The sequence below is a fragment of the Streptomyces sp. NPDC050528 genome, assembly GCF_044457795.1.
In the GTDB taxonomy this organism is placed as follows: domain Bacteria; phylum Actinomycetota; class Actinomycetes; order Streptomycetales; family Streptomycetaceae; genus Streptomyces.
In genome coordinates this window covers 572202-596763 of sequence record NZ_JBITHH010000003.1, presented here as the reverse complement: position 1 = coordinate 596763, position 24562 = coordinate 572202, and the positions used below count along the sequence as shown (strand labels likewise).

General features: G+C 70.8%; 24 protein-coding genes and 1 pseudogene. 18 read left to right on the top strand and 7 right to left on the bottom strand.

Annotated features, from left to right (window positions below; genetic code table 11):
- The first annotated feature begins 127 nt into the window (after positions 1-127).
- A complete protein-coding gene (locus tag ACIBK4_RS14140; RefSeq protein ID WP_398994902.1) occupies positions 128-1150 on the top strand; it encodes an LLM class flavin-dependent oxidoreductase in 1023 nt (340 codons plus the stop codon).
- 133 nt (positions 1151-1283) lie between these two features.
- Here ACIBK4_RS14140 and ACIBK4_RS14135 read toward each other — a convergent pair whose 3' ends face one another.
- Positions 1284-1658: a YybH family protein gene (locus tag ACIBK4_RS14135; RefSeq protein WP_398994901.1), complete on the bottom strand. Its 375-nt coding sequence runs from the start codon at positions 1656-1658 to the stop codon at positions 1284-1286.
- Positions 1659-1717: 59 nt separating this feature from the next.
- Between ACIBK4_RS14135 and ACIBK4_RS14130 the strand changes: the two genes are divergently transcribed.
- The 6 genes from ACIBK4_RS14130 (at position 1718) to ACIBK4_RS14105 (ending at position 7987) form a co-directional block, all read left to right on the top strand.
- Entirely contained in the window at positions 1718-2317 is a 600-nt protein-coding gene (locus ACIBK4_RS14130; protein WP_398994900.1) for a YdcF family protein, read from the top strand.
- Between the two features lie 284 nt (positions 2318-2601).
- Positions 2602-3927, top strand: coding sequence for an aminotransferase class I/II-fold pyridoxal phosphate-dependent enzyme (locus ACIBK4_RS14125; RefSeq protein WP_398994899.1), 1326 nt, complete (start codon positions 2602-2604; stop codon positions 3925-3927).
- A 42-nt stretch (positions 3928-3969) separates the two neighbouring features.
- Positions 3970-4863 (top strand): dihydrodipicolinate synthase family protein, encoded by an 894-nt coding sequence (locus ACIBK4_RS14120; protein ID WP_398994898.1) that lies wholly within the window; start codon positions 3970-3972, stop codon positions 4861-4863.
- 12 nt (positions 4864-4875) lie between these two features.
- A complete protein-coding gene (locus tag ACIBK4_RS14115) occupies positions 4876-6141 on the top strand; it encodes an MFS transporter (protein ID WP_398994897.1) in 1266 nt (421 codons plus the stop codon).
- Positions 6142-6229: 88 nt separating this feature from the next.
- Positions 6230-7564, top strand: coding sequence for a cytochrome P450 (locus ACIBK4_RS14110; RefSeq protein ID WP_398994896.1), 1335 nt, complete (start codon positions 6230-6232; stop codon positions 7562-7564).
- Positions 7565-7708: 144 nt separating this feature from the next.
- On the top strand, positions 7709-7987 hold the full coding sequence (locus ACIBK4_RS14105; RefSeq protein WP_398994895.1) for a hypothetical protein: 279 nt from the start codon (positions 7709-7711) through the stop codon (positions 7985-7987).
- A 38-nt stretch (positions 7988-8025) separates the two neighbouring features.
- On the opposite strand, the gene ACIBK4_RS14100 is transcribed toward ACIBK4_RS14105, so the two are convergent.
- Both ACIBK4_RS14100 and ACIBK4_RS14095 read right to left on the bottom strand, forming a co-directional pair.
- Positions 8026-8661, bottom strand: coding sequence for an HAD family hydrolase (locus ACIBK4_RS14100; protein WP_398994894.1), 636 nt, complete (start codon positions 8659-8661; stop codon positions 8026-8028).
- Positions 8662-8743: 82 nt separating this feature from the next.
- Positions 8744-9946, bottom strand: coding sequence for an MFS transporter (locus ACIBK4_RS14095; protein WP_398994893.1), 1203 nt, complete (start codon positions 9944-9946; stop codon positions 8744-8746).
- Between the two features lie 89 nt (positions 9947-10035).
- Between ACIBK4_RS14095 and ACIBK4_RS14090 the strand changes: the two genes are divergently transcribed.
- Entirely contained in the window at positions 10036-10800 is a 765-nt protein-coding gene (locus ACIBK4_RS14090; protein WP_398994892.1) for a DeoR/GlpR family DNA-binding transcription regulator, read from the top strand.
- 24 nt (positions 10801-10824) lie between these two features.
- Here ACIBK4_RS14090 and ACIBK4_RS14085 read toward each other — a convergent pair whose 3' ends face one another.
- From ACIBK4_RS14085 to ACIBK4_RS14075, 3 genes and pseudogenes are all read right to left on the bottom strand, one after another.
- Positions 10825-11100 (bottom strand): hypothetical protein, encoded by a 276-nt coding sequence (locus ACIBK4_RS14085; protein WP_398994891.1) that lies wholly within the window; start codon positions 11098-11100, stop codon positions 10825-10827.
- 111 nt (positions 11101-11211) lie between these two features.
- Positions 11212-12045 (bottom strand): PIG-L family deacetylase, encoded by an 834-nt coding sequence (locus tag ACIBK4_RS14080; RefSeq protein WP_398994890.1) that lies wholly within the window; start codon positions 12043-12045, stop codon positions 11212-11214.
- A 189-nt stretch (positions 12046-12234) separates the two neighbouring features.
- Positions 12235-12654 (bottom strand): annotated as a pseudogene (locus tag ACIBK4_RS14075) (alkene reductase); the annotation flags it as partial.
- A gap of 93 nt (positions 12655-12747) precedes the next feature.
- Between ACIBK4_RS14075 and ACIBK4_RS14070 the strand changes: the two are divergent.
- From ACIBK4_RS14070 to ACIBK4_RS14030, 9 genes are all read left to right on the top strand, one after another.
- Positions 12748-12954 carry a hypothetical protein gene (locus ACIBK4_RS14070; RefSeq protein ID WP_398994889.1) on the top strand — a complete coding sequence of 69 codons (207 nt, stop codon included), beginning with the start codon at positions 12748-12750 and terminating at the stop codon, positions 12952-12954.
- Positions 12955-13276: 322 nt separating this feature from the next.
- The gene (locus ACIBK4_RS14065) at positions 13277-15136 is read left to right on the top strand and encodes a beta-ketoacyl-ACP synthase 3 (protein WP_398994888.1); all 1860 of its coding nucleotides are present in this window, start codon (positions 13277-13279) and stop codon (positions 15134-15136) included.
- Positions 15137-15225: 89 nt separating this feature from the next.
- The gene (locus ACIBK4_RS14060; RefSeq protein ID WP_398995058.1) at positions 15226-16074 is read left to right on the top strand and encodes an SDR family NAD(P)-dependent oxidoreductase; all 849 of its coding nucleotides are present in this window, start codon (positions 15226-15228) and stop codon (positions 16072-16074) included.
- A gap of 52 nt (positions 16075-16126) precedes the next feature.
- A complete protein-coding gene (locus ACIBK4_RS14055) occupies positions 16127-16903 on the top strand; it encodes an AfsA-related hotdog domain-containing protein (protein ID WP_398994887.1) in 777 nt (258 codons plus the stop codon).
- A complete protein-coding gene (locus tag ACIBK4_RS14050; protein WP_398994886.1) occupies positions 16900-18765 on the top strand; it encodes an acyl-CoA dehydrogenase in 1866 nt (621 codons plus the stop codon). Before ACIBK4_RS14055 ends, ACIBK4_RS14050 begins: the two co-directional genes overlap by 4 nt.
- Positions 18766-18770: 5 nt before the next feature.
- Positions 18771-19835, top strand: coding sequence for a beta-ketoacyl-ACP synthase 3 (locus ACIBK4_RS14045; protein WP_398995057.1), 1065 nt, complete (start codon positions 18771-18773; stop codon positions 19833-19835).
- A complete protein-coding gene (locus ACIBK4_RS14040; RefSeq protein ID WP_398994885.1) occupies positions 19808-20047 on the top strand; it encodes an acyl carrier protein in 240 nt (79 codons plus the stop codon). The genes ACIBK4_RS14045 and ACIBK4_RS14040 overlap by 28 nt, the downstream gene beginning before the upstream one ends.
- Positions 20044-21279: a beta-ketoacyl-[acyl-carrier-protein] synthase family protein gene (locus tag ACIBK4_RS14035; protein ID WP_398994884.1), complete on the top strand. Its 1236-nt coding sequence runs from the start codon at positions 20044-20046 to the stop codon at positions 21277-21279. Before ACIBK4_RS14040 ends, ACIBK4_RS14035 begins: the two co-directional genes overlap by 4 nt.
- 183 nt (positions 21280-21462) lie before the next feature.
- On the top strand, positions 21463-22728 hold the full coding sequence (locus ACIBK4_RS14030) for a hypothetical protein (protein WP_398994883.1): 1266 nt from the start codon (positions 21463-21465) through the stop codon (positions 22726-22728).
- Here the strand turns inward: ACIBK4_RS14030 and ACIBK4_RS14025 are convergent.
- The gene (locus ACIBK4_RS14025; protein ID WP_398994882.1) at positions 22718-23824 is read right to left on the bottom strand and encodes an FAD-dependent oxidoreductase; all 1107 of its coding nucleotides are present in this window, start codon (positions 23822-23824) and stop codon (positions 22718-22720) included. The two genes, ACIBK4_RS14030 and ACIBK4_RS14025, sit on opposite strands and share 11 nt — an antisense overlap.
- A gap of 106 nt (positions 23825-23930) precedes the next feature.
- Here ACIBK4_RS14025 and ACIBK4_RS14020 point away from each other — a divergent pair, with 106 nt between their 5' ends.
- Entirely contained in the window at positions 23931-24551 is a 621-nt protein-coding gene (locus ACIBK4_RS14020; protein ID WP_398994881.1) for a TetR/AcrR family transcriptional regulator, read from the top strand.
- The last annotated feature ends 11 nt before the right edge of the window (positions 24552-24562 follow it).

The window sequence follows — 24562 nt, the reverse complement described above, 5'->3', positions numbered from 1 at the left end:
TCTCCCGAGGTGTGATCGCTCGACAACCCCGCCCTGGATTCCGTGACGGTCGTCCCGTCGGCCGGACGCCTGGTCACACCGTGCGGGCGCGGGGAATCAATCATGGCGGCGGAACGCTTCAGGCTGTGTGAAGAAGATAGGTTTTCTCTCCTTTGGGCACTGGTCGCCGAGTCCGCACTCCAAGACCCGGTCCGCCGCGGACTTCCTGCACCAGTCCATCGACCTCGCGGTCGCCGCCGAGGAACTCGGCGTGGACGGCGCGTACTTCCGCGTCCACCACTTCGCGCAGCAGGCGGGCAGTCCCTTCCCGCTGCTCTCGGCGATCGGTGCGCGGACGTCGAAGATCGAGATCGGTACCGGCGTGATCGACATGCGCTACGAGAACCCGCTGTACATGGCCGAGAACGCGGGCGCCGCCGACCTGATCTCCGGCGGCCGACTGCAGCTCGGCATCAGCCGTGGGTCACCGGAGCAGGTGATCGACGGGTGGCGCTACTTCGGCTACGCGCCCGCGGAGGGTGAGACCGGCGCGGACATGGCCCGCCAGCATGCCGAGGCTTTCCTCAAGGTGATCGAGGGCGAGGGTTTCGCGCGGCCGAATCCGCGGCCGATGTTCCCCAACCCGCCGGGGCTGCTGCGCGTCGAGCCGTACTCCGAAGGGCTGCGCGAACGGATCTGGTGGGGTTCCAGCTCGAACGCGACCGCCGTCTGGGCCGCGAAGCTGGGGATGAACCTGCAGAGCTCCACGCTGAAGGACGACGAGACGGGCGAACCGCTGCACGTCCAGCAGCGCAAGCAGATCGAGGCGTACCGCGAGGCGTACAAGGAGGCGGGGCACACGCGCGAGCCGCGGGTGTCCGTCAGCCGCAGCATCTTCGCCCTGACCGACGACATGGACCGCGCGTACTTCGGCCACGACCGCAACTCGCAGGACCAGGTCGGCATGATCGACGACACGACCCGGGCGATCTTCGGCCGCTCGTACGCCGCCGAGCCGGAGGTACTCGTGAAGCAACTCCGGGACGACGAGGCCATCCAGGCGGCGGACACCCTCCTGCTGACCGTCCCGAACCAGCTCGGGGTCGACTACAACGCCCATGTGCTGGAGAGCATCCTGACCCAGGTGGCACCGGAACTCGGCTGGCGCTGAGCGTTCCGCCCTGCGGCGCCGTCCGTCATGTGTCGGGCGGTCCGCGGTCGGTCCGGCATCAGGGCACGGGACGTCTGTGCCCTCCCGGACCCTGACGCCGCGGGTTCCACCGTGCTGGGAACGGACCCACAGATCAGGGGCTCAGGTGCTCGTGGCGCATCCTCCACTCGCCCGCCCGTTTCACGAGCACGTTCGTGCCCCGTCCCTGTCCGGACCGAGGCCGGCCGTCGACCACGCCCGTCCAGGAGAAGCGGTACCGGCATACGGCGTGGTCGGCAGCCAGGACAACCCACTCGAGATCCTGGATCTCGTACACCTCGTCGTGGATGGTCGCGAAGGTCCGCTCGATCGCTCCCGTGATCTCGCCCAGGCCCCGATGGGAACCGTCGGAGAACCAGTAGACGGCGTCCGTATCGATCAACGGCGCCACACGGCTGATGTCGTGACTGTTGGTGGCCTGCTCATACCGAGTCATGAACGCCGTGAGCTCGGCGGCGAGATCTGACATGGTGACGGTCCTCTCCTGGCGCTCGATGGTCCGTTCCCGAGGTGTCCTAAAGTCTCCGCATGCGGCGAAGGACGGTACTGGCCATGGCCGGGGTGGCGACCCTGGCCTGGGGTGAGTGGTTGAACGGGCGCTGGTCCCGGGTTCTGGTGGGGAACAGCGAGGGCGCTTCGGAGGCCGTGGTGGTGTTGGGGTACCGGAATCCCCAGGCTACGGCGAACTTGATCAACCGGTGGCGGGTCCGTGCCGGCATTCGCTCCATCGCCGCTGACGGCGGGCGACGGACGTGCGTGATCTTCAGCGGCGGTGCGCCCGGCAAGGGTACCGCGGAGGCCCAACTGATGGCCGGCTACGCGAAGTCGGTGCTCGAGTTCGACGGCACGGTGCTCCTGGAGGACCAGAGCGCGACGACATGGGAGAACATCACGAACGTGATCCCCCTGCTCGAAGACGTGGACCGCATCAAGATCGCCTCCCAGCCGGCTCATGCGCTCAAGGCCCGTGCGTACTTGCGGAGACAGCGCCCCGATCTTGCCCAGAGGCTGGTGCGCGCGGACGACTACCGCCTTGGCGAGTGGACGGTCGTCAAACCGCTGCTGGCTTTGTACGGACTCTGGACACTTCGCGGCCTCAAGGCCGACGAACGGAAGGTCTCGCGGTAGACAACCGCCGTGCTTCATAAGGGTGTTCGGGCTCCGCGAGCGTTTGCTTGACGGTACCGATCGCCGCTTCGGACGCGGACGGGACGGCGGCGTGGGCGTGGAGTCGTAGCCGGGGCGTGCTCGTCGGACCAGCTCCCGGTGGGCGCGCACAGTGACGGCCCCCGCTTACCCACTCAACCCGAACCCGAGACCCAATGAAACCTCACCGCCGCCCATGCCTTATCTTTGGCCTAGGACAAACTTTGGCATAGGACGAAACCCTCACTTCGAGCGGAGCCGATCACGTGCGTATCAAGGGCACCACAGCCGCCGAGATCGCGGGCAGCGTGCGGGACCAGGTCGCCTCGGGCGAGTTGGCGCCGCAGGCGAGCCTGCCCCCGGTGCGCGTGCTCGCGGCCGAGTTGGGGGTCAACCGGAACACGGTCGCCCTCGCGTACCGGCGGCTTGTCGAGGCGGGCGTGGCCGAGACGCGGGGGCGGGGCGGGACAGTGGTCGCGGCGGTGCCGCAGCTCGCGCGCGAAGGTGTCGCGGCCGGTGTCGGGGGCGACGGTGTCGACCTGGCCAGTGGGAATCCCGATCCGATGCTGTTGCCCGATCTCCTGGGCGCCGCCCGGAGTGGGGAGTACAGCCCGCCGCTGTACGGCGCGCCCGCTGTCGACCCTGCGCTGGACGAATGGGCCCGCGCCGACTTCGCCGAGGACATCGACCAGCCGTTCCGCACGCTGGTGACGCACGGCGCGGTGGACGCCACCGAGCGGCTGCTGAACGCTCACCTCACCCGCGGAGACCTGGTCGCGATCGAGGACCCCTGCTTCCTGGCGAGCATCGGGACGCTACGGCTGAGCGGCTACCGCTCCGCGCCCGTCGCGGTCGACGGCGCCGGCATGCGCCCCGACGCGCTGCGGGCCGCCCTGCAAGCCGGTGCCCGCGCGGTCGTCTGCACGCCCCGCGCCCACAACCCGACCGGCGCGAGCCTCACCGAGGAACGGGCGGCCGATCTGCGGGCGATCCTCGCGGAGCACCCCCAGGTTCTCGTGATCGAGGACGACCACTTCTCGGCCGTCTCCGCGCGGCCATACCACCGGGTCACCCCACCGGGCAGTACCCGTTGGGCGCTGGTGCGGTCCGTGTCCAAGTTCCTCGGACCGGATCTGCGCCTCGCCCTCGTCGCCGCCGACGCCGAGACCACCGCGCGCCTGGAAGCGCGGTTGAGCGCCGGCACCACCTGGGTCAGTCGTCTGCTGCAACACGCCGCCCGTGAGCTCCTGTTGGATCCCCGGGTCCACGAACTCCACGAACGCGCCCGCGAGTTCTACGCCCAGCGCAGCGGCCTGCTCGTCGAGCGGCTGCGCGCCCAGGGCATCGAAGTCCCGTACCGGCCCGACGGGTTGAACGTCTGGATCGAACTCGACGTCGACGGACGGGCCGTGGTCGCGGGCCTGGCGCGGCGGGGCTGGGCGGTGCGGTCGGGTCACCTCTTCGCGCCGGATCCGGCCGCCCACCAGGGCGCGATCCGGGTCACCTCCTCCACCATCACCGAGCCGCAGGCCGAGACCTTCGCCGCCGAACTCGCCGCAGTCGTCGCGGAGTTGCGCTCGACGGCCGACTGACCAAAAACCCGATCACCCACCCACTCGACTCAAGGAGCCACCATGTTCCGCGGCCTGAGCGCCTTCCCCCTCACCCCCACCAACGACCAGGGCATCGACGAACCGGCGTACGCGGCACTCGTCGCCCGACTCGCCGCCGCCGGCGTGGATTCCATCGGCGCGCTCGGCTCCACCGGCAACTACGCCTACCTCACCCGCGAACAGCGCGCCCACGCCGCGAAGATCGCGGTCGAGGCCGCCGCCGGGACTCCCGTGATCGTCGGGATCGGCGCCCTGCGCACCTCGCACGTGCTGGAGCTGGCCGAGGACGCGCAGAAGGCCGGTGCCTCCGGGGTGCTGCTTGCCCCGATGACGTATCAACTGCTCACCGAGGACGAGGTGTTCGGGCTCTACGAGGACGTCACGCGCGAGCTGTCCGTGCCGCTCTGCGTCTACGACAACCCGGGCACCACGCATGTGCACTTCACCGACGAACTGCACGGCCGTATCGCGCAGTTGCCGAACGTCGGCTCGATCAAGATCCCCGGAGTGCCCGACGATCCGCGCGAGGCCGAGCACCGTGTCGCCGCCTTGCGCGCGCTGATTCCCGACTCCGTCACCATCGGGGTGAGCGGTGACTGGACGGCCGCACGCGGCCTCAACTCCGGTTGCGACGCCTGGTATTCGGTGCTCGGCGGCACCTTCCCGGAGACCGCCCTCGCCATCACTCGCGCCGCCCAGGCCGGCCACGCGGACCAGGCGGTCGAACTGTCCGACCGGCTCGAACCACTGTGGGTGCTGTTCCGCCGCCACGGCAGCCTGCGTGTCATCTCCGCCGCCGCCTCCCACCTCGGCCTGACGGGCGAGCCGAACCTGCCGCGCCCCCTGCGAGGGTTGGACGAGACCGCCCGCCAGGAGGTCGCCGCCGCGCTGGACACCCTCGGCCTCACCTCCTGAGCGCGAACCGCCATGCGACAGCAGCACACAGCAAGTACGCCCAGGGCGTGGGGAGTTGCGCCCTCGCCCGGAAGAGAGGGCGGTACGGGTGGCGACGGCCTGGCGCGCTACGTCGTCGCCGCGGCCCTCGCCCGTACCGCCGACGGCGGGGCCGTAGTAGCCGTCGTCCTGCTCGTCACCTCGTCCGGCGGATCCGGGACGCTCGCCGGGGTGCTCGGTGCCTGCATCACCGCCCCGCACCTGCTCGGCCCTTTCGTGGCACGGCCGTTGGACCTCGCCCGCGACGGCCGGAAGGTCATCGCGGCGGCCTGCCTGCTGTACGCGACCGTGTTGACGGCGGGAGTACTGACGTACGGCCACGCGCCTGCCTTACTCACCGGGTTGCTCCTGGCCGGGGCCGGCACCTGCGGGCCGTTGCTGACCGGGGGTATCAGCAGCCGGCTGCCTGCCATCGTCGGACCGCGGCCGCGCCTGCGCGCGCAACGGCGGGCCCAGGGCTGGGACGTGGCCACCTACGGCATCGGCGGCACCGTCGGTCCGTCCCTGGTGGCCGCCCTGTCGGGCTGGGTCTCGCCGACGGCGGCGGCCCTCACCCTCGCGGTGGGCGCGGCCACGGCCGCCGGGGGAGTCCTGCTCCTGCCGTTCGCCGCTCCGTCCCACGGCGGCGACAGGTCGGCGATCCTCAGGCCGGGAGCCACCCTCGCGCTGATGGCCCGCACCGGCCCGCTGCGGCGCACCGTCTACCTGACCATGACCGTCGCCCTGAGCGTCGCCGCGCTGCCGATCACCGCCGTCCACATGACGAAGATCCTCGGCGTCGAACCGGCCACCGCGGCCGTACTGACCGCCGCGTACGGCCTCGGCAATCTCACCGGGTCCATAGCCGTCATGGTCTTCCCGCTCACCGGCGACCCGGACCGGCTGATGCGCCGCCTCGCCCTGGGAGTCGCCGCCGGCCTCCTCACCGTCACCGCGAGCCCCGCCTTCACGGTGACCGTCTCGGCGTACGCCCTCACCGGGATCCTCAACTCCTTCTTCTTCGCCTCCACCCTCGCCGCCCGCACGGAGTACGCGCCGAGCGGAGCGCGCGGACAGGTCTTCATCTGGGTCGCGGCCCTGAAGATCACGTCAGGCTCCGCCGGAACGGCGCTGGCCGGTTCCCTGACGGGCGTGACCGTCCAACTGCCGCTCGTCGTCGGTCTTTTGGCCGTCTCCGCGGCTGTCGTCGCCGCGACCGTCGAGACACGCTTCGGAAGAGCGGGCGAGAAGCAGCCGTGACGGCGACCGCGATGTGCGAATCGAACCGGCACAGCCTGTTTCCGGAACGGCAACTCCGCCATGTCCGTACATGATCTAGCCTGGCGCGATGCGCACCACTACTTCGTTGTTGCCGGCCTTTCGCCCCCAGGTCCAGGAGCGCCTCTACGACTTCTACGAGGAGCTGCGGAACACCGACGAGCTCTTCTGGGACCGTAACCTCGGCGCCTGGATCGCGCTGGGGCACGGAGTGGTCAGCAGCGCGACGGGCAACCCGGCGCTGTCCTCGGTGCGTTATCCCGACATCGAGGCCGTGTCCGAGGAACTGCGGCCGCTGGCCCGGGTGTTGAGCCGCCAGATGCTCTACAACGACGCCCCGGACCACTCCCGGCTGCGGGGCTTGATCAGTAAAGCCTTCTCCCCGCGGGCAGTTGAGACACTCCGCGCCCGGATCTCCGAGGCCGTCGACCGGATCATCGACGAGGCGGCGCCGACCGGGCGGATGGACATCGTCGCGGACCTCGCCCGCCCGCTGCCGCTGACCATCATCTGCGACCTCCTCGACGTACCGCAGCAGGACCGCCCCGCCCTCACGGCCTGGTCCGAGCCGGTCGCCGAGGCCATCGGCAACTCCCGCCTCGACGCCGACCGCAACCGCGAGGCCTCGCAGAGCATGGAGGACATGCTGGCCTACTTCCATGAGCTCCTCACCAGTCCGGAAATGCCGCCGGCCCCGGACAGCCTGCGCGCCCTGGTGACCGCACAGGCCGAGAACACTGGCCAGGACACCGACGAACTGCTCGCCAACTGCGCCCTGTTGCTGATCGCCGGCCACGAGACCACCACCCACTTCATCGGCAACGCCACCCTCGCCCTCCTCCGCAACCCGCACGCGGCCGAGCAACTCCGCAAGCGGCCGGACTTGTTGCCCGCCGCGGTCGAGGAACTCCTGCGCTACGACGCCCCCGTCCAGCTCATGCTGCGCCGGGCCCGGCACGATCTGGACCTCGCGGGCCGCACCATCACCGAAGGGCAGACGGTGCTGTTGGTGTGCGGCGCCGCCAACCGGGATCCGGCCGTGTTCCCCGATCCCCATGTGCTGGACTTCGAACGGCCCGGCGGCGGACGGCACATGGCGTTCGGACACGGCCCGCACTTCTGCCTCGGCGCGGCGCTGGCCCGGCTGGAGGGCGCGATCGTCCTGGAAGCCCTCCTCGCCCGCCTCCCCGACCTGCGCCTCGACGGCACCGAGCCCCCGAAGTGGCAACGCAGCCTCAACTTCCGCGGCCTGACCCGCCTGGACGTCGCCTTCACCCCGCCGTCGGACGAGACCGGCGACACGCGCGCCACGCCGGCCGAGGGTTCCCCGAGGGCCCTTGCCCCCGCGACCCACGTCGGTGAGTGCCCCTTCCGTCCGGAGCCTGGAGACGCCCCGGGCGTGTGACCCGGCCGGACATCGTGCTGCCGTCGACCCGAGGTCGCGCCTTCCCAACGCGGTTTTCCCGTACGCCTGTTGCACCCGTACGGGCGCCGGACGCGCGGCGATGTGTCGGCGTGCTGCCTGGCCGGTTCGGACGGGGGTACGTCGATGGGCATCTCCCCGGTGCGCGAGCAGCCCGACGGGCACATCAAGGTGGACACGCCGGGTTCCCGGGGCAGCGGTGACGAGGAGCTCAACTACGTTGTGGGATGGGCGGGTTCGGCCGTCACGGGCATCACCATCCGGGACCACGGGCACACCACCGAGGCCACGATCCAGGACGGCCGCTTCACCGCCTGGTGGCCCGACGGCGCGATCACCGGCACCGTCACCCTGCACCTGGCCGACGGCTCGACGCGCACGGTGAAGGGCGACACCCTCGACTGACCGGACCGGGCGAGCCGCCTCGCGGCGTACGTGGACCGTCAGACCTGGCCGGGGCTGACGGTCCGTCCCAACCAGGGGCCGACGACCGCCGCCAACTCGTCGCGACCGGTGAAGACGTGGCCGTTCATGCCCATGACCCGCGCGGCGCCGACGTTCTCCTCGCGGTCGTCGACGAAGAGGAAGTCGGCCGGGGCGGCCCGCAGGACGTCGACGCAGTGCCGGAAGGCCGCCGGGTCCGGCTTCGCCGCCTTGATCTTTCCGGAGAAGGCGACGTGGTCCAGGTGGTACAGCCAGGGCTGCGCGGCGAGGAAGGCGTCCGCGTGGTCCGCGGGGATGTTGGACAGCAGGGCGACCTCGGCGACGTCGCGCAGGGACAGGACGTAGGCGACCATCCGGTCGTCGACGCGCGACCAGCTGTCGATGTCGGTGAGGCGCAGCTCCTCGATCGTGTCGGGGTCGGCGGACAGGGTCAGCCGTCGTAGTACGGCGGTCCAGTACTCGGACGCGGACTGGCGACCGGCGTCGTAGGGCGGGCGGCAGTCCCAGTAGGCCATGGTGAAGGTCTCGACCGGGGTGTGGCAGCGGGCGGCCATCTTGCCCAGGGCGCCCGGGAGTTGGTGGCGGGCGATGACCCCGAAGAGGTCGAACAGCACGATGCTGCGGGCGGTCGGCATGGTGGGAGTTCCTCCGGGTTCTGGTGGCCGGGGCGGGCGGCGAAGCCTGTGCGGCACGGAGTGAGCCGTGCCGCACAGGCGGTCAGGGGGTGCCGTGTGCCGGCTCGGGTGTGCGGGCGGAGTCGGTGCGCAGGATCCCGGCGGCCACGGCGGTGGTCGCGCACAGCAGGATCAGCAGGACGAAGGCGTGGTTCAGGGCGACGAGGTGGGTCAGCCAGCCGATGACGGCGGGGCCGGCGAGCATGCCGACGTAGCCGAGCCCGGCGACCCGCGAGACGTTGGCTCCCGCAGCGGAGGGGTCGGCGTGCCCGGCCGCGCTGAACAGTTGCGGGACACAGCCGGACAGCCCCAGACCGAACAGCGCCCACCCCGCGAACGCGGCCCATGTCCAGGGGGAGACCGTCACGATCGTGATGCCGACGCCGGCCGTGGCCGCGCCGTAGCGCAGGATCGCCATCGAGCCGAACCGGGCGACGAAGCGGTCGGCGAGCAGTCGGCCGATCGTCATGGTCGCGGCGAAGGTGCCGTAGGCGAAGGCGGCGGTGCTCGCGGGGGCGCCGAGGACGTCCTTGAGGTGCAGGGCGCTCCAGTCGTTGGCGGCTCCCTCGCACAGCATGACCATCAGGGCCAGGCCTGCGAGGATCCAGATGCGCCCGCCGGTGCTACGGCGCCCGGGGCCCGGCGTCTGTCCGGTATCCCGCGTGGACGCGGCCTCGGCAGGGGTGGGTGTGGCCGGCAGCAGGGCGCGTGCCGTGACCAGGGCGATGACGATGCCCAGGGTTCCCATGGCGCCCATGCCCGCGGCCGGGCTCAGGCCGGCGCTCGCCGTAGCCGCTCCGACCAGCGCGGCGAGGACGCCGCCGACCGAGAACGTGGCGTGGAAGGCCGACATGACGGGGCGGCCGTAGGCCTTCTCCACGTGTACGGCGTGGGCGTTCATGCTCACGTCCAGGCAGCCGTTGCAGAACCCGAAGAGCAGCAGGGCGCCGGCCAGTGTCCACGGGTCCCGGGGGAGACCGGGGAGCACCAGGGCCGCGCTGCACAGCACGGCGGTGGCGGGGACGACGACGCGCGCGCCGAGACGGTCGGTCAGACTCCCGGCCACCTGCATGCCGATGAAGGCGCCGAGGCCCAGCAGTACGAGCAGCCCCCCGAGCGTCGCGTGGGTGATGCCCACGCGCTCCTCGATGGCCGGGATGTTCACCACCCAGGTGCCCATCAGGGTGCCGCACAGGCTGAAGTAGACAAAGGTCGCTATGCGGGCGCCTCGCAGCGAATCATTCATGCCGACCACGGTAACGAACATATATAGCGATTGAATACTGTCGTTTCGCACACATTGCATGTTCGTTTTGGGTGGTGTTCAATCGCGGCATGAGCAGCAGCGCAGACCGGCACGGGGCGATCGCGCAGACCGTCCGGGAGTCGGGACGGGCCTCGGTCCAGGAACTCGTGGAACTGACCGGCGCCTCCGAGATGACCATCCGGCGCGACCTCGACGCGCTGGCCGCGCAAGGTGTCCTGGAGCGCGTCCGCGGCGGCGCGCGCACCCTGCTGCTCAGGGGCGAGGAGCCGCCCTTCGCGCTGCGCGCCCACGAGTCCCTCGACGCCAAACGCCGTATCGCCGCCGAGGTGTCCTCGCTCATCGCCGACGGCGAGACCGTCCTCCTCGACAGCGGCACCACCTGCCTGGAGGTCGCCCACCTGCTGCGCCGACGGCCGGTCACGGTGATGCCCCTGTCGCTGCAGGCCATCCACGTACTCGGCGAGAACCCGGGCCCGGCCAAGCTCATGGTGCCCGGCGGCCGGCCCCGGGCCGCCGAGGGCGCCCTCACCGGCCCCCTCGCCCTCGCGTCCCTCGCGGCACTGCGCTTCGACACCGCCGTCATGGGCTGCTGCGGTCTCAGCGCGGCTCAGGGCCTGACCGCCTACGACCTCGACGACGCGGCCGTGAAGAAGGCGGGCATCGCCGCCACGCGCCGCATCGTCGTCGCCGCGGACGGCAGCAAACTCGGCCACACCGCCTACGCCTACGTCGGCCCCTCCACCCTCCTGCACACCCTCGTCACCGACACCGCGGCACCCGCCGACGAGGTCACCGCGCTCGAAGACACCGGCACCGTCGTCAAGACCGTCTGACGGACGAGGTCCGCCCGGTCCTCCTCATCCGGCACCGCCGCAGCCGAGTTGGGCGTCGATCTCCGCGGCGGTCCTGGGCCCGTCGGCGGTCCAGTACTGTCCGGCCGTCAGCTTCGCCGCCGATATCGTGCGCGGCGCGAAGACGCCGTCCCGGCCGTCACCGGACGGATCCGAGTACCCGATGTCGAGGGTGCGGGGGATGGCGGACCGGGCCGGCTCCGGCGCGTGGCGCGCGAATCCCTCGCCGGACCAGAGCCTGGCGATCCCCTCCTTGGCCGATGGTGTCGTGGGGTCCGACACGCTGTAGGCGCCGTACACCCAGGTACCGACTGGCCGTGAGGACGGCCAGGGCGACTACCGAGCCCCCACCGCGAAGGGCCACACACCTCGTTTCCGGGGTGGGCTCAACGGTCAGCGCAGTCCGGCGAAGAGGTCGGTCTCGGGTACGTCCGCGCCGGTGGTGTCCTGTACGCGTACGAAGGTCTCCACGCCCATCAACTCGCCGAACCTCTCCTTGCCCATCTTGAGGAAGAAGATGTTGTCGCCCTGACTGGCGTGCGCCGCCAGCGAGTCGAACTTCTGGCCGCTGAACGCGGTGGCGTCCACCCAGGTGGTGATCTCGTCGTCGGGAAGGCCGATCTTGGCCAACTCCGCGAGCTCGGCGGGGTCCGGCTCCGGCATGTCCGGGTTGAACTCCCGCATGAGCTCGCCGAACCGCCGCATCGTCGAGCGGGGCATCGTCGTCCAGTACACCTTCGGCGTCAGCTCGGTCAGCTCCAGCGCCGCCATCGTGATGCGGTGGGCCTGGATGTGGTCGGGGTGGCCGTAGAAACCGTTCTCGTCGTACGTGACGACGACGTCGGGGCGGTAGTGCCGCATGAGTTCGGCGAGCCGGGCCGCGCCCTCCTCCACCGGGGTCTGCCAGAAGGATCCGGGGGCGTCGTTGCTCGGCCAGCCCATCATTCCGGAGTCGGCGTAGTCCAGCATCTCCAGATCGCTGATCTTCAGAACGTCACAGCTCGCTTCGAGTTCCTGACGACGCATCGCGGCGACGGCTGCCGGATCGTGCCCGGGATCACCCGGCTTGACACCCCCCGGTCCGTCACCGCAAGCGCCGTCGGTACAGGTCACGAGCACCGTGCGGATGCCTTCCGCCGCATACTGCGCCAGGACCCCTCCGGTGCTGGTGGCCTCGTCGTCGGGGTGGGCGTGCACTGCCATCAGCGTCAACGGCCGGTCAGTCATGAAGCGGTCCTCCTGTAGAAATACGTCTTCCCTCAGCCGGTGCAACCGCGCCGGCTGCACCGGCTGTTCCCGTCACGGAGGCCCAGCTTTCCAGGTGGCGGCGATTCGACGCGAACGTCGTGATACCCCGGCCACGTTCTACGGAGGAGGCGAACGATCACGAGTCGTACGGCGCCGCTGTGCCCGCCGTCAGCCGCCCTGGTTCCGGGCAAGAGCCGGGTGGTCGGTGTATCCGCGCTCGTCTTCGCCGTGGAACGTGGTCGGGGCGGGTTCGTTCAGGGGCCAGTCGTCGCGGATGCGCTTGAGCAGTGCCTCGCTGCCGCGGTGGGCCACGTGCAGGTAGGCCAGACCCAGTGGCGCCAGAGCCGGGACGAGATGGCCGTACAGGTCGTCTACGTCGTGCTCGACGACGTAGTTGAAGGGGTTTCCGGCTGAGATACGGAAGCCGGTCCTCCCGCCCCCGATCTCCTCGGCGACCGCGGTCGCCACTTCCAGCGGGAAGCGGACACGGTTGCTTATGGAGCCGCCGTACTGGTCCGTGCGCCGGTTGGCGTTGCTGGACAAGAACTGGTGTGGAAGGTAGCCGTTGGCGCTGTGGATCTCCACACCATCGGCACAGCGTGCGCCAGCGTTTGGCGCACATCACTGAACCCACCATTGGTGATCAGAAGATCCGTGTGCGGCAGCAGAAGTTCGAAGGGGATGAACGCGGTGACGCGTGCGTTGGCGCGCCGACTCCCCATCGCCGGTACGGAGGTGGCGGCCGGTTCGAGGGTCATGTTGTGCCTCGGCGCGGCCAATCGCGACACCGTCCGCTACCTGGGCGCGGGCCGCCTGTTGCTCGACCGCACCGACATCGCCACGCTGCCGTTCGACTGGGCGAGAGGTATGAGGCAGCCGTATCGGTAAATTCTTCCCTGATGTCGATTCCGGTGTCGATTCCGATGAGGCGTCTTAACTCACGTTAGGCAAAAGGAGAGTTGGCGCAAGCAGGATTCAACACGCTCAACATGTAAGGGACTTGGTCGGTATCCCGTGGTGAATCGGCGTGGATCAGCGTGAATTGGAGTGTTCGGAATCGCGGGGGGTGTAAACCGAATTCGGCGAGTGCTTCGACGCCTTCCTTCGCGCCCTGATGGACATCGGGCCCGGCGGGCAATCTGGCGGAAGCCGGCCGTTCGTACGGAAACCGGCGAACTCGCGATCCCTGCCTGCCATTTGGAGGTACACGGTGTCCCCAGCGCCGAGCATCGGCGTCCTCGCCACCGGCACGTGCTTACCCGAGCGCATCCTGACCAACGACGAGGTCGCCGAGGCGGCCGGCGTGGACCCCGAATGGATCGTCCAGCGCACCGGCGTACTGCGCCGACACATCGCGGAACCCGCTCAGGCCGCTTCCGATCTCGCCGCCGAGGCCGTGCGGAAGGCGCTCACCGCGGCGGGTCTGCCGGCATCCGCGCTCGGACTGCTCATCCTCGCCACCTCCACCCCCGACGAGTTGGGGCCATCGACCGCATGCCGGGTCCAGGCGCTGGTGGGCGCGGACCAGGCGGTCGCCTTCGATGTGGCGGCGGCCTGTTCCGGCTGGCTGTTCGCCGCCCGGGTCGCCCACGACTGGCTCCGTTCCGGCACCGGCGAACGGTATGCCGTCGTGGTCGGCGTCGAGGTCTACTCCCGGTTCGTCGACCCGGCAGACCGGGCCACGGCGGTGCTGTTCGCCGACGGTGCGGCGGCGACGATCCTCGGGTCCGTTCAGGGAGGGAAAGGGTTCGCCTCGATCCGGCTCGGGTCGGACGGTACAGCGGCGGGCGATGTCCTCATCCCGGCCGGCGGCAGCCGACTGCCCGCCTCCCCGCAGACCCTCGCCGACCGGCGCCACAAGGTTCACATGGACGGGAAGGCCGTACGGGACTTCATCCTGCGGATCTTCCCGAAGGTCCTCGGCGACGCCCTGACCCGCAACGGCCTCCGCCTGACGGACATCGACCTGCTGATCTCCCACCAGCCCAATCCCCTCCTCCTACGGCGTGCCGCGCTCGACGCCGGAGTGCCCGAGGACCGCGTGGTCATCGTCGGCCACGAGATCGGCAACATCGGCGCGGCCTCCATCCCGTACGCCCTGGCCACCGCGGACCACGACGGCCGGCTACGACCCGGCAGCCGGGTGCTCGTCACCGCGTTCGGCGCGGGTCTGACTTGGGGGAGCACGGTCCTTACTTGGACCAGGGCCCAGCGACGCGGGGTCGTCCCCGCACCCCGAACCGAGGCGCCTCGCAGGCAAGCGCCGGGCGTCGAAGTGCCCCGTACGGAAGTGCCGCGCGAGGAAGTGCCGAGCGCGGAGGTGCCCGGCGCCGAAGTGCCCCGGATCGAGGCGTCTCGCTGGGAGGCGCTGGGCGTCGAAGTGCCTCCTGCGGAAGTGCCACGGGCAGAAGTGCCGAGCGCGGGGGTGCCGAGCGTCGAAGTGCCCCGGACCGAGGCGTCTCGCAGGGAAGTGCCGAGCGTCGAAGTGCCTCGCGCCGAAGCGCCCCGTAGAGAAGCGTCGGGCGTCGAAGTGCCCTGCACGGAAGTGCCTCGCACGGATGCGCCCCGCGTCGAAGTGCCCTGCACGGAAGTGCCTCGCACGGATGCGCCCCGCGCCGAAGTGCCCGGCGCCGAAGCGCCTCGCACGCAAGCGCCCAGGGCCGGAGCATCCGGCACCGAAGCGCCTCGCACCGAAATCCCGCGCCCCGACGTCCGCCGCTGGGAAGCGCCACGCAGGGAAGCGTCGGGCGCCGGAGTGCCTGATACGGACGTGCCACGCGCGGAAGTATCGGGCACGGAATTGTCTCCCGCCGAAGCGCCACGCAGGCAAGCGCCGAGCGTCGAAGTACCCCGCACGGAAGCGCCCCACGCCGAAGTGCCCGGCGCCGAAGCGCCTCGCAGCCAAGCGCCCAGGGCCGGAGCATCCCGCGCCGAAGCTTCTCGCGCCGAAATCCCGCGCCCCGACGCCCCCAGCCCCGACGCCTCCAGCACCGAAACCCCTCGCACCGACGCCCCCGGCACCAAAGCCCCTCGCACCAAAGCCCCCCACACCGAAGGAGCCCAGCTGTGACCGAGCCCCTCACGCCCGCCGACTCCAACTCCACCGACACCGAGTCCGCCACCCCCACCAACCCAACCACCCCCACCAACGTCAACTCCATCGACCCCGCCCCCCTCGCCTCCCTCTTCCGACTCGACGGTGCCCGCGTCCTGGTGACCGGCGCCTCCCGTGGCATCGGCCGCGCCATCGCCGTCGCCTGCGCGGAGGCCGGAGCAGACGTCGCGCTGGCCGCGCGGAGCGACGACGCGTTGCACGACGTGGAGCAGGAGGTGCGCAAGCTCGGGCGGCAGGCCGTGCTCACGTGCGGTGATCTCGGCGAGCCCGGGACGGCCGCGCGCCTCGTCGACGAGGCGGCCGCGGGGCTGGGCGGAATCGACATCCTCATCCACAACGCCAGCGTGTTCCCGGCCGACGACACCGGCACCTCGTACCTGGTGCCCTTCGCCGAGAGCAGTTCCGCCGAGTGGGATCCCCTGCTCGCCGTCAACATCGGCGCCACCGTCGACCTGTGTCGCGCCGCGCACCCCCACCTGGCCGCCTCCCGGAAGGCGGCCGTCGTCCTGGTGTCGTCCGTGGCCGGGCTCATCGCCACGCCGGCAATGGAGGCGTACGCCGTCACCAAGGCCGCCCAACTCTCCCTGATGCGCTCGCTGTCCGTCGGCTGGGCCCGGCAGGGCATCCGCGTCAACGCCCTGTGCCCCGGCTGGGTGCGCACCGACATGACGGGGCCGATGCAACAGCACGCACCGCTGTCGGACTGGCTCATGAGCCATGTACCGCAAGGCCGTTGGCTGACGCCCACCGAGGTCGCCGCCGCCGCGCTCTTCCTGGCCGCACCGGCCGCCTCGTCCGTCACCGGACACGCCCTCGTCTGCGACGGCGGGGTGTCCGTCCCGGACGGCGGCCTCGCCGGCATCCCCAAGCCCGCCTCGCCCTTCGCCGCCTGACCCCGCACGCACCCCGTCCCGAGACCCCCAACTGTGCCAGCAGGAGCGATAGATGACGGCCAATCAGATGCCCTCGTCGGAGACGAACGACGACGATTCCCTCCACCAGTGGGTGGTGGGCGAGTCCTTCCAACACGCCAGCGTCCAGCCGGACTTCACCACCGCGGCCCAACTCCGCGACCGCCTGCGCCGCCAACCACCCGACCAGGACAGTCCGTTACGCATCCGCCCCGGACTCGGGGTCGACGACACCGAGTGGAGCGACCTCACCTCCGAACTCCTCAAGGCCTATGGCGCGGCCGTGCTCCCCGAGGGCCGCCCGCCGACCGCCGTGCCCCGGCACAGCGTCCTCAAGCACAGCCGCGACAACGTCCTCATCGGCGACGCACACGTCGAAGGTGACGCGTTCCAGGCGCAGTTGGCGGTCGTCAACGACACCGAGATGCTCCGGGACCACACCGCCGACCAGCAACACGTACCCGGCATGCTCCTCATCGAGGCGTCGATCCAACTCGTCACCTGGGCCGTGTCGGAGATCTGGCTCCCACCGGCCGGCCATCCCCCCTACTACGCCGTGATGCACGCCAGCGCCTTCGAGTTCAGCCGGTTCGTGTTCCCGCTGCCCACCCTCCTCACCGGCACATTCACCCGCACCGGCCCGGCCGAGGACGACAAGATCCCCCTCAGCGCCGAGGTACGGGTCAAGCAAGCAGGCCAGGACTGCAGCCGGGTCCGCATCGACCTGCACGCCTTCCGCCCCGCCCTCGTCTTCGCCATCGAGGACGGCCAGGCCCGACGCACCCTGCTCCGCGCCACCCCCGCCGCATGACCCCCGACCAGGCGGACACCGACACCGCCCGACTGTTACGGCAACTCGTCCACGGCGACACCCGGTTCGACGTCGACGCCCTGGACGGCCTGCTCGACACCCCGCCGTTCAAACGGTCCGCCCCGCCCTGCGGCCCCGAACGCCACACCCGGACCTACGACCGGCTGCGTGCCCTGGGGGAGTGGGTGGGCGGCGCCAACGCGCTGCAGCACGACCCGGCCCGACTCCTCGCCGTACTGGAATGGTCCGCCACCGTCGACCCACCCCTCTTCCTCGCCGGCACCGTGCAGTACGCGGTGTGCGTCGCCGCCATGACCCAACTCGGCAGGCCCGGCGCCTACTTGGACCCCCTGATCGACGAGGTCGACCGGCACGAGACCTTCGGTTCCATCATGATCACCGAAGTCGGCCGCGGCAACAGCCACCTCGCGACCCGCACCGAGGCCCGATTCGACCCCGCCACAAGGGAGTTCACCCTACGGACCCCCGACCCCACCGCGGCCAAGTTCATGTCCCACGTCGCCGGCACGGGCCGCGCCCACATGGCCATCGTCTACGCCCGCCTCCTCCTCGCCGGCCAGGACTGCGGGGTGTTCCCCTTCGCGGTCCGCGTCCGTGACCCCGACCGGATCACGGACGGCATCCACATCACCGAACTCCCCGAGACCACCTCGGTCCCGCTGAACTACGCCCTCGTCACCTTCGACAACACCCGTGTCCCCTACGACGGTTGGCTCCGCGACGACGCCTCCATCGCACCCGACGGAGAGTTCTCCGATCCCCTCGGCGACCCGGACCGACGCCTGATGCGCTCCCTCTCGGTCTCCTCCAACGCCTCCACCGGCGCGGCGGCCGCCCTCACCGCCGCCGCCCGCGCCGCCGTCACCATCGGCATCCGCCACAGCCAACACCGCCCGACCATGGGCCGGTTGCGCACCGACCTCCCCGTCCTGGACTACCGCACCCAGCAAGACGCCCTGTACGGCGTCCTCGCCGAGGTGTACGCGTGCAGCTTCCTCGCCACACGGATCAAGGCGCAGTACGTACGACAGTGCAGCGCCCCCACGGACCTCTCCGCCGCGCATCGCCCGGTGTGGGCGCCCTGGGCCTCGGTCAGCCGCGAACAGGCCCTGACCAAGGTGGCCGCGACCCGCATCCTGCAGAACGCGGCCGGAGTCTGCCGCGAACGCGCGGGTGCCCAGGGCCTGTTGACCGTCAACCGGCTCCTTGAGTACGAGGGCATGGCGCAGGTCTACCAGGCCGCCGCGGGCGACAACCTCCTCATCCGGCTGGACGCGGGAAAGCAACTCGTCGAGGACCTCACGCACACCGTCCCGGCTCCGGCAGAGATGGGCGAACTGATCTCCCCTGGTGGGGTGTTGGCGCTGACGCTCCTCCGCGAACGCGGCCTCCTCGCCGAACTGCGCGGTCGTATCGAAGGCGTCCCGGTGGACGAGAAGACCGCCTTCGAGACCTGGAACCCCCTGCTCCCCGACATCGTCGTACTCGCCGACGCCCACCAACAGCGGCTGTTGCTCCAGGCGTTCACGGAGGCGGTCGCCGAGGTCGAGTCGACCGCCACCGACCAGGCACCCCACCTCCCGGCGTTGCACGCTCTCCACACCCTCTATGCCATGAAGTCACTGGAACAGACGCTGAGTTGGCACCTGGAGAGCGGGTCGCTCACGTCCTCGGACGCCCTCCGCGTGCACCGGGAACGCGACCGTGCCCTGGACGACGTACACCTTCATCTCGCCGTTCTCCTGGACGGATGCGCGCCGCCGGACGTGCGGCTGAGGGCTCCGATGGCCGAACAGGACGTCGTGGCGGCCCTGTTCGCGAGCGGCGGGCCGACGACGTGAGCGCCATGGCCGCGGTGATCACCGGGCTGGGGGCGGCCCTGCCGCCCGACCGGATCACCAATGAACAACTCGTGCGCGAAGGCCTGGACACCTCGGACGCCTGGATCCGCAGCCGCACCGGAATCCACAGCCGCCATCGCGTCCGCCCAGGCACCTCGACCGGCGATCTGGCCGTGGCCGCCGCACGTGGCGCACTGGAGTCGGCCGGCGCGCACGACGCCGGTCTGCTGATCCTGGCGACCACCACACCCGACCGCCGATGCCCGGCCACAGCACCGGAGTTGGCCGCCAGGCTCGGCCTGGCCGGCACTCCGGCGTTCGACCTCGCGGCCGTCTGCTCGGGCTTCGTCTACGCGGCCGCCGTCGCCTCGGCGGTGCTCATGGCGGGCACGTACGACAGCGTGCTGCTCGTCGCGGCCGAGACGTACTCGACGATCGTCGATCCGCGCGACCGGGAGACCGCCGTCATCTTCGGCGACGGCTCGGGCGCCGCGTACCTGACGCGAGGAGACCGACGGGATCCCGGAGCCCTGGTCCACTTCGACCTCGGCAGCGACGGCACGGGCAGCGACCTCATCACGATCCCGGCGGGCGGCTCCCGTTCGCCGTGCTCCGACGAACTGCCGCGCCAGGAACGGTACTTCCGTATGCGCGGCCGGGAGGTGTACGCCCGGGCCGTACGGCAGATGGCCGCCTCCTCGCGCGCGGTGCTCGACCGGGCGGGGTGGTCCACCGACTCCGTCGCCGCCTTCGTCGCGCACCAGGCCAACCAGCGCATCCTCGACTCCGTGGCCGACCGGCTGGGCATCCCGCCGGACCGCTGCCACGGAAATCTGCGCGAGGTCGGCAACACCGCGGCGGCCTCGCTTCCCCTCGCCCTCGCCGACACCGCCGCCCGCGGGGTCGTACGCCCGGGCGCCCGCACCCTCCTCACCGCCTTCGGCGGCGGCCTGACCTGGGGCTCCATCGCCATGACGTGGCCCGAGGCGAAACCCGTACGGCACACACCCCAACCCCGCGCCACACAAAAGGAGTTCGACTCATGTCTGCCGTCTACGACCACCTCGTGACCACCCTGAGCGGCAAGTTCCAGGTGCCCGCCGATGCCATCCGGCCGGACACCTCCTACGACGAACTCGGCCTCGACTCCCTCGCGGTGATGGAGCTGTTCCTGACCCTCCAGGAGGAGTGGGCGGTACCGCTGGAGGACTCCGAGGCCGTGGGTACCCTCACCGTGCGGGAGACCGCCGACCTGATCGACAAGCTGAAGGCGGAGTCGTGACAGCCGTCGGCGGCAGGCCGGAAGTGGTGGTGACCGGGATCGGCCTGGTCACTCCGGCGGGCATCGGGCGCGAACGGACCTGGGAACGCGTCCGCTCGGGCCGCCCCACGGCCACGGACGATCCCCGACTCGAAGGCCTGCCAACGGGTTTCTCCTGCCGCGTCCCCGGCTTCGACCCGGCGACCCTGGTGCCGGGAGTGCAGCACTGGCGCGTCGACCGCTACACGCTCCTCGCCCTCGCGGCGGCGCGGGAGGCGGTCGCCGACGCCGGGCTGGCGCCGGGCGGTTGGGACGGCGACCGGGTCGCCGTGGTCATGGGCTCGGCCGCCGGCGGTGTCGCCACGCTCGAAGAGCAGCAGGACCGGTTACGGGAGCGGGGGCCGGGCCTGGTCTCCCCGCTCACGCTGCCGATGTTCCTGCCCAACATGGCGGCCGGTCACATGGCCGTCGACCTGCGCACCCGCGGGCCGAACCTGCACACGGGCACGGCCTGCGCCTCGGGCGCCACGGCGATCGGCATCGCCCTGGACCTGCTCCGCTCGGACGCCTGCGACATCGCGCTGGCCGGCGGCGCCGACGCCATGGTGACCCGGCTCTGCGCCGCCGCCTTCGCCCGCATGGGAGCCCTCTCCCGACGCGCCGAGGACCCGGCAACGGCCTCCCGCCCCTTCGACGCGGACCGCGACGGATTCGTCCTGGCCGAGGGCGCGGCCGTCCTCGTCCTCGAACGCGCGCCCGACGCCGCCGCCCGCCGCGTCCGCCGCTACGCCACACTCGCGGGCCACGGCGCGTCCGCCGACGCCCACCACCAGACGGCACCCCACCCGCAGGGAGCCGGTGCTCAACTCGCTTTGCGCCGCGCCCTGTTGGACGCCGACGCCTCACCCGCAGACGTCGACCATGTCAACGCCCATGGGACCAGCACCCAGTTGAACGACCGGGTGGAAGGAGCGGTGATCGAACGGCTGCTGACCGGCCACCCCTCCGTCACCGCGACGAAGGGCGTCACCGGGCACACGATGGGCGCCGCCGGAGCGATCGAGGCCGCGCTCACCGCCCTGACGGTTTTCCATGAGATCACGCCGCCCGTCGCCAACCTCCAACACCCGCTCGACGAGGCCGAGTTGGACTTGGTGAGCGGAACGCCCAGAATCGGCAAGGTCTCCCTGGCCGTCAGCAACTCGTTCGGCTTCGGCGGCCAGAACGCGGTGCTGGCCTTCCGGCCGGCCTGAGCTGGCGGGGTCGGCGTAGTAGCGCATGTCGAACGGATCAATCACCGTGATCGTGCCCCTCAATGCTGGAAACGGTGGGTGGGGGAGTCGAGAAAAGGATAATGATCACTATCTTTTTGATGGATCGAGGCGCGGCGCGTTACCGCTGAACGGACGACCCGGCTCGCCCGACAGGAGACGTGGATGGCGCGAACGCGCATTCCCAATACCCGGCTGCGCGCACTGATCGAGGAGACGGACTGGACCCAGGGCGGCCTCGCCCGGGCGGTGAACGCGGTGGCGGCCGAATCGGGGCTGGTCCTGCGGTACGACCGCACCACGGTGGCCCACTGGCTGACGGGCAGCCACCCCATGCCACGCGTCCAGCCACTGGCCTGCGAGGCACTCAGCCGGCGCTGCGGCCGTGTCATCACGACCGAGGAGGCGGGCTTCGCGGGCCAAGACCCGGTTGTCCCGGCGCAGTTGGCACCTCCGGACGCCAATGACCTCGTCAGTCTCCTGCACGAGCTGTCGGGCCCGGTTGCCTACCGGCCCGCGCGGATCCGGTCGGCGAGCAGGGCCACGGGAACGGCGACCGGTGCGGTGCGGGCGTCGGGCACGAGGAACTTGGCGTCGCTGTTCTTCACCCGGACCCTTCAGGCACAGGGCGGCGGCTTCGCCCGCGGCACCCTGCGCACCTATCTGGCGGAGGCGGTCGCCGGTCAACTGCGGGGCGTACGAGGCGAGTTACGGCGGGAGCGGTACGCCGAGGCCTCCCAACTCGCCCTCGTCCTGGGCCGTATGTACGCGGACGACCTGCGCAACGGCGAGGCCCAACGCTGCTACCTCGCGGCACGGGAGTTGGCGATCACCGCAGGGAACCGGGAGTTGACCGTGATCGCCCTGCGCACCCTGAGCGTGCAGGCGTACGGCCTGGGGCACCTGCGCATCGCCGACGAGACGGCCCGCGCCGCCGTCCGAATCGCACAGGCCACCCCACGCGCCGTACGGGCCTTCGCCCAGGCCCAGTTGGCGGTGACCGCCGCGAGCCGTGGCGAACGCGCGGACGCGTTGCGGGCGCTCTCCGAGGCTGAGAGCGGCGTAGGTCCGGAGGAGGCCGGGCGGCACCCGTTCGAGTCCTACGCGCGCGCCGACTTCGAGTTCCAGCGGGGTGAGGCGCTGATGGCATTGCGCGAGCCCGGGGAGGCGGTGCCCGCCTTCGAATACGCGCTGGCGGCCCGTGCTTCGGACGATCGCCGGGGTGCCGCACTGACGCGGCTGCGCCTGGCGGACGTACTCCTGCCGCTGGGGCGTGTGGATGAAACGCGCGCTCTGGACCGGGAGTTGAGTGAGGACGGGGACGGTCTGCGGTCGGTGGCGGTCACGCGCCGGAGGCAGGAACTGCGACGGTCGCTGTTGCGGTTCGGCGGGGGCGGCGCGCGGTGTAGTGGCAGCCGGGTCAGGTGGTGATGGGCTGGAGCCGTGCGTTGCGGGCGTCGATCGCTTCCTGTGTGGACGGCACGATGAGTTCGCCGCCGTCCGTCACGGTGTTCTGGGCGAACTCGACGTAGGGGCGCTGGCGTTGCTCGTAGCGCTCGAACGCCACCGTGTGATCGCCGCCCGCGTCGTCGAGTTCCGCGGCCAGGATGTGCGCGCCGCTGAGGGCGAGTGAGGTGCCGCGGCCGGAGAGCAGCGCCGCGCAGTACCCGGCGTCGCCGACCAGGGCGATCCTGCCCCGGTGCCAGGTGGGCATATGGATCTGGCTGACCGAGTCGAAGTAGAACTCGGGGTCGGCGCGGACCGCGTCGAGCAGCTGCGGGATCCTCCACTCGGTGTGTCCCGCGAAGGCGTCCACGAGGATCTGCTTCTGGGCGTCGAGGTCGCGGTGGTCGTAGTCGAGGAGTTCGGAGCGGAAGAGGAACACTCCGAAGGCCTTGTTCCTGTAGCGGGCGATGCTCGCAAGGTGGCCGGGGTAGTTGTACAGCGGGTTGGTCCGGTCGGCCCGGGCTTCGCCGGGCAGGTCGGTGAGCGCGACGTAGAGGCCCAAGTGGTGCAGGTAGTCCCGCTCGGGTCCGAAGGCCAGCCTGCGGGTGACCGAGTGCAGGCCGTCGGCACCCACGACGAGATCGAAGCGGTCGGCGCGGCCGGAGACGAAGTGGACGTCGACGCCCTTGCCGTCGTCGGCGAGCGCATCGATTGAATCGCCGAAAACCATGTCGGTCGACGCCGGCAGTGCGGCGGCGAGAATGTGTGTGAGGTCCTCGCGCGCGATCTCGATGTCGTCCCCGGAATCGCTCATCTCCGCGACCGGCAGACGGGCGGCCACGGAACCGTCGGCCTGCACGAACACGCCGTGCTCCGACATTCGGATGCGCTGCTCACGGATCCTGGGCAGCACCCCCATCCTGTCGGCGAACGCGACGGCGTCGCCGCGGACGTCGATCGGAGCGCCGTTGACACGCAGGTGCGCGGCGCGTTCGACGAGCGTCACCTGGTGGCCACGGGTGCCGAGTTCCAGTGCCGTGGCCAGGCCGGCGATGCCGCCGCCGGAGACAAGGATGTTCATGGGAGTCCTGTTCGGGCGATTGCGGGGGACAGCGGACCGCGCATCCAAAAGCGTCAATCTGTTGCGTTAACGCTAACACGTCAATCTGTTGCATTAAGGTGAGCGTGTGACGGCGACCCGAAAGCAGGAGACAGACGGCGCACCTCAACCGGTGACCGCGCGGCGGCCAGGGGGGCGCACGGCCCGCACCCGTGACCGGATCCTGGAGGCCACGTTGCACCTCGTCGCACGGGACGGCATCGCCGGCCTGCGCTACGAGGAAGTCGCCGAGCTGGCCGGAGTGCACAGGACGAGCGTCTACCGCAACTGGCCCGACCGCGAGGAGCTCGTCAACGCGGCACTGCTCCGGTACGCGGGCTCGGTGGAGCTGGAAGACACCGGAGATCTACGCCACGATCTGGTCAACTATCTCGTGGCGCTGGCCGACTTGTTGTCCACCACGACCGGCCGTGCCATGCGGCGCGCCATCGAGTCCGCACGGGAGAACCCCGAGGCCGCCCGGCCCGTCAACCGGATCTTCGAACTGCGTCTGGCCGACCTCCAGCAGGTCGTCGACCATGCCGTGGCACGCGGTGAACTGCCCCCGGTCGACGCCTACTTCCTCGCCGAGCTGCTGACCGGCCCGGTCCACCTGTACGTCAGCCGCGGCCTGCGCCCCTTCACCCGCGCCGAGGCGGAAAGAATCACGGACGTGGTCCTGGCCGGACTGCGACACACGGCCGGGTAGCGTCCGCAGCC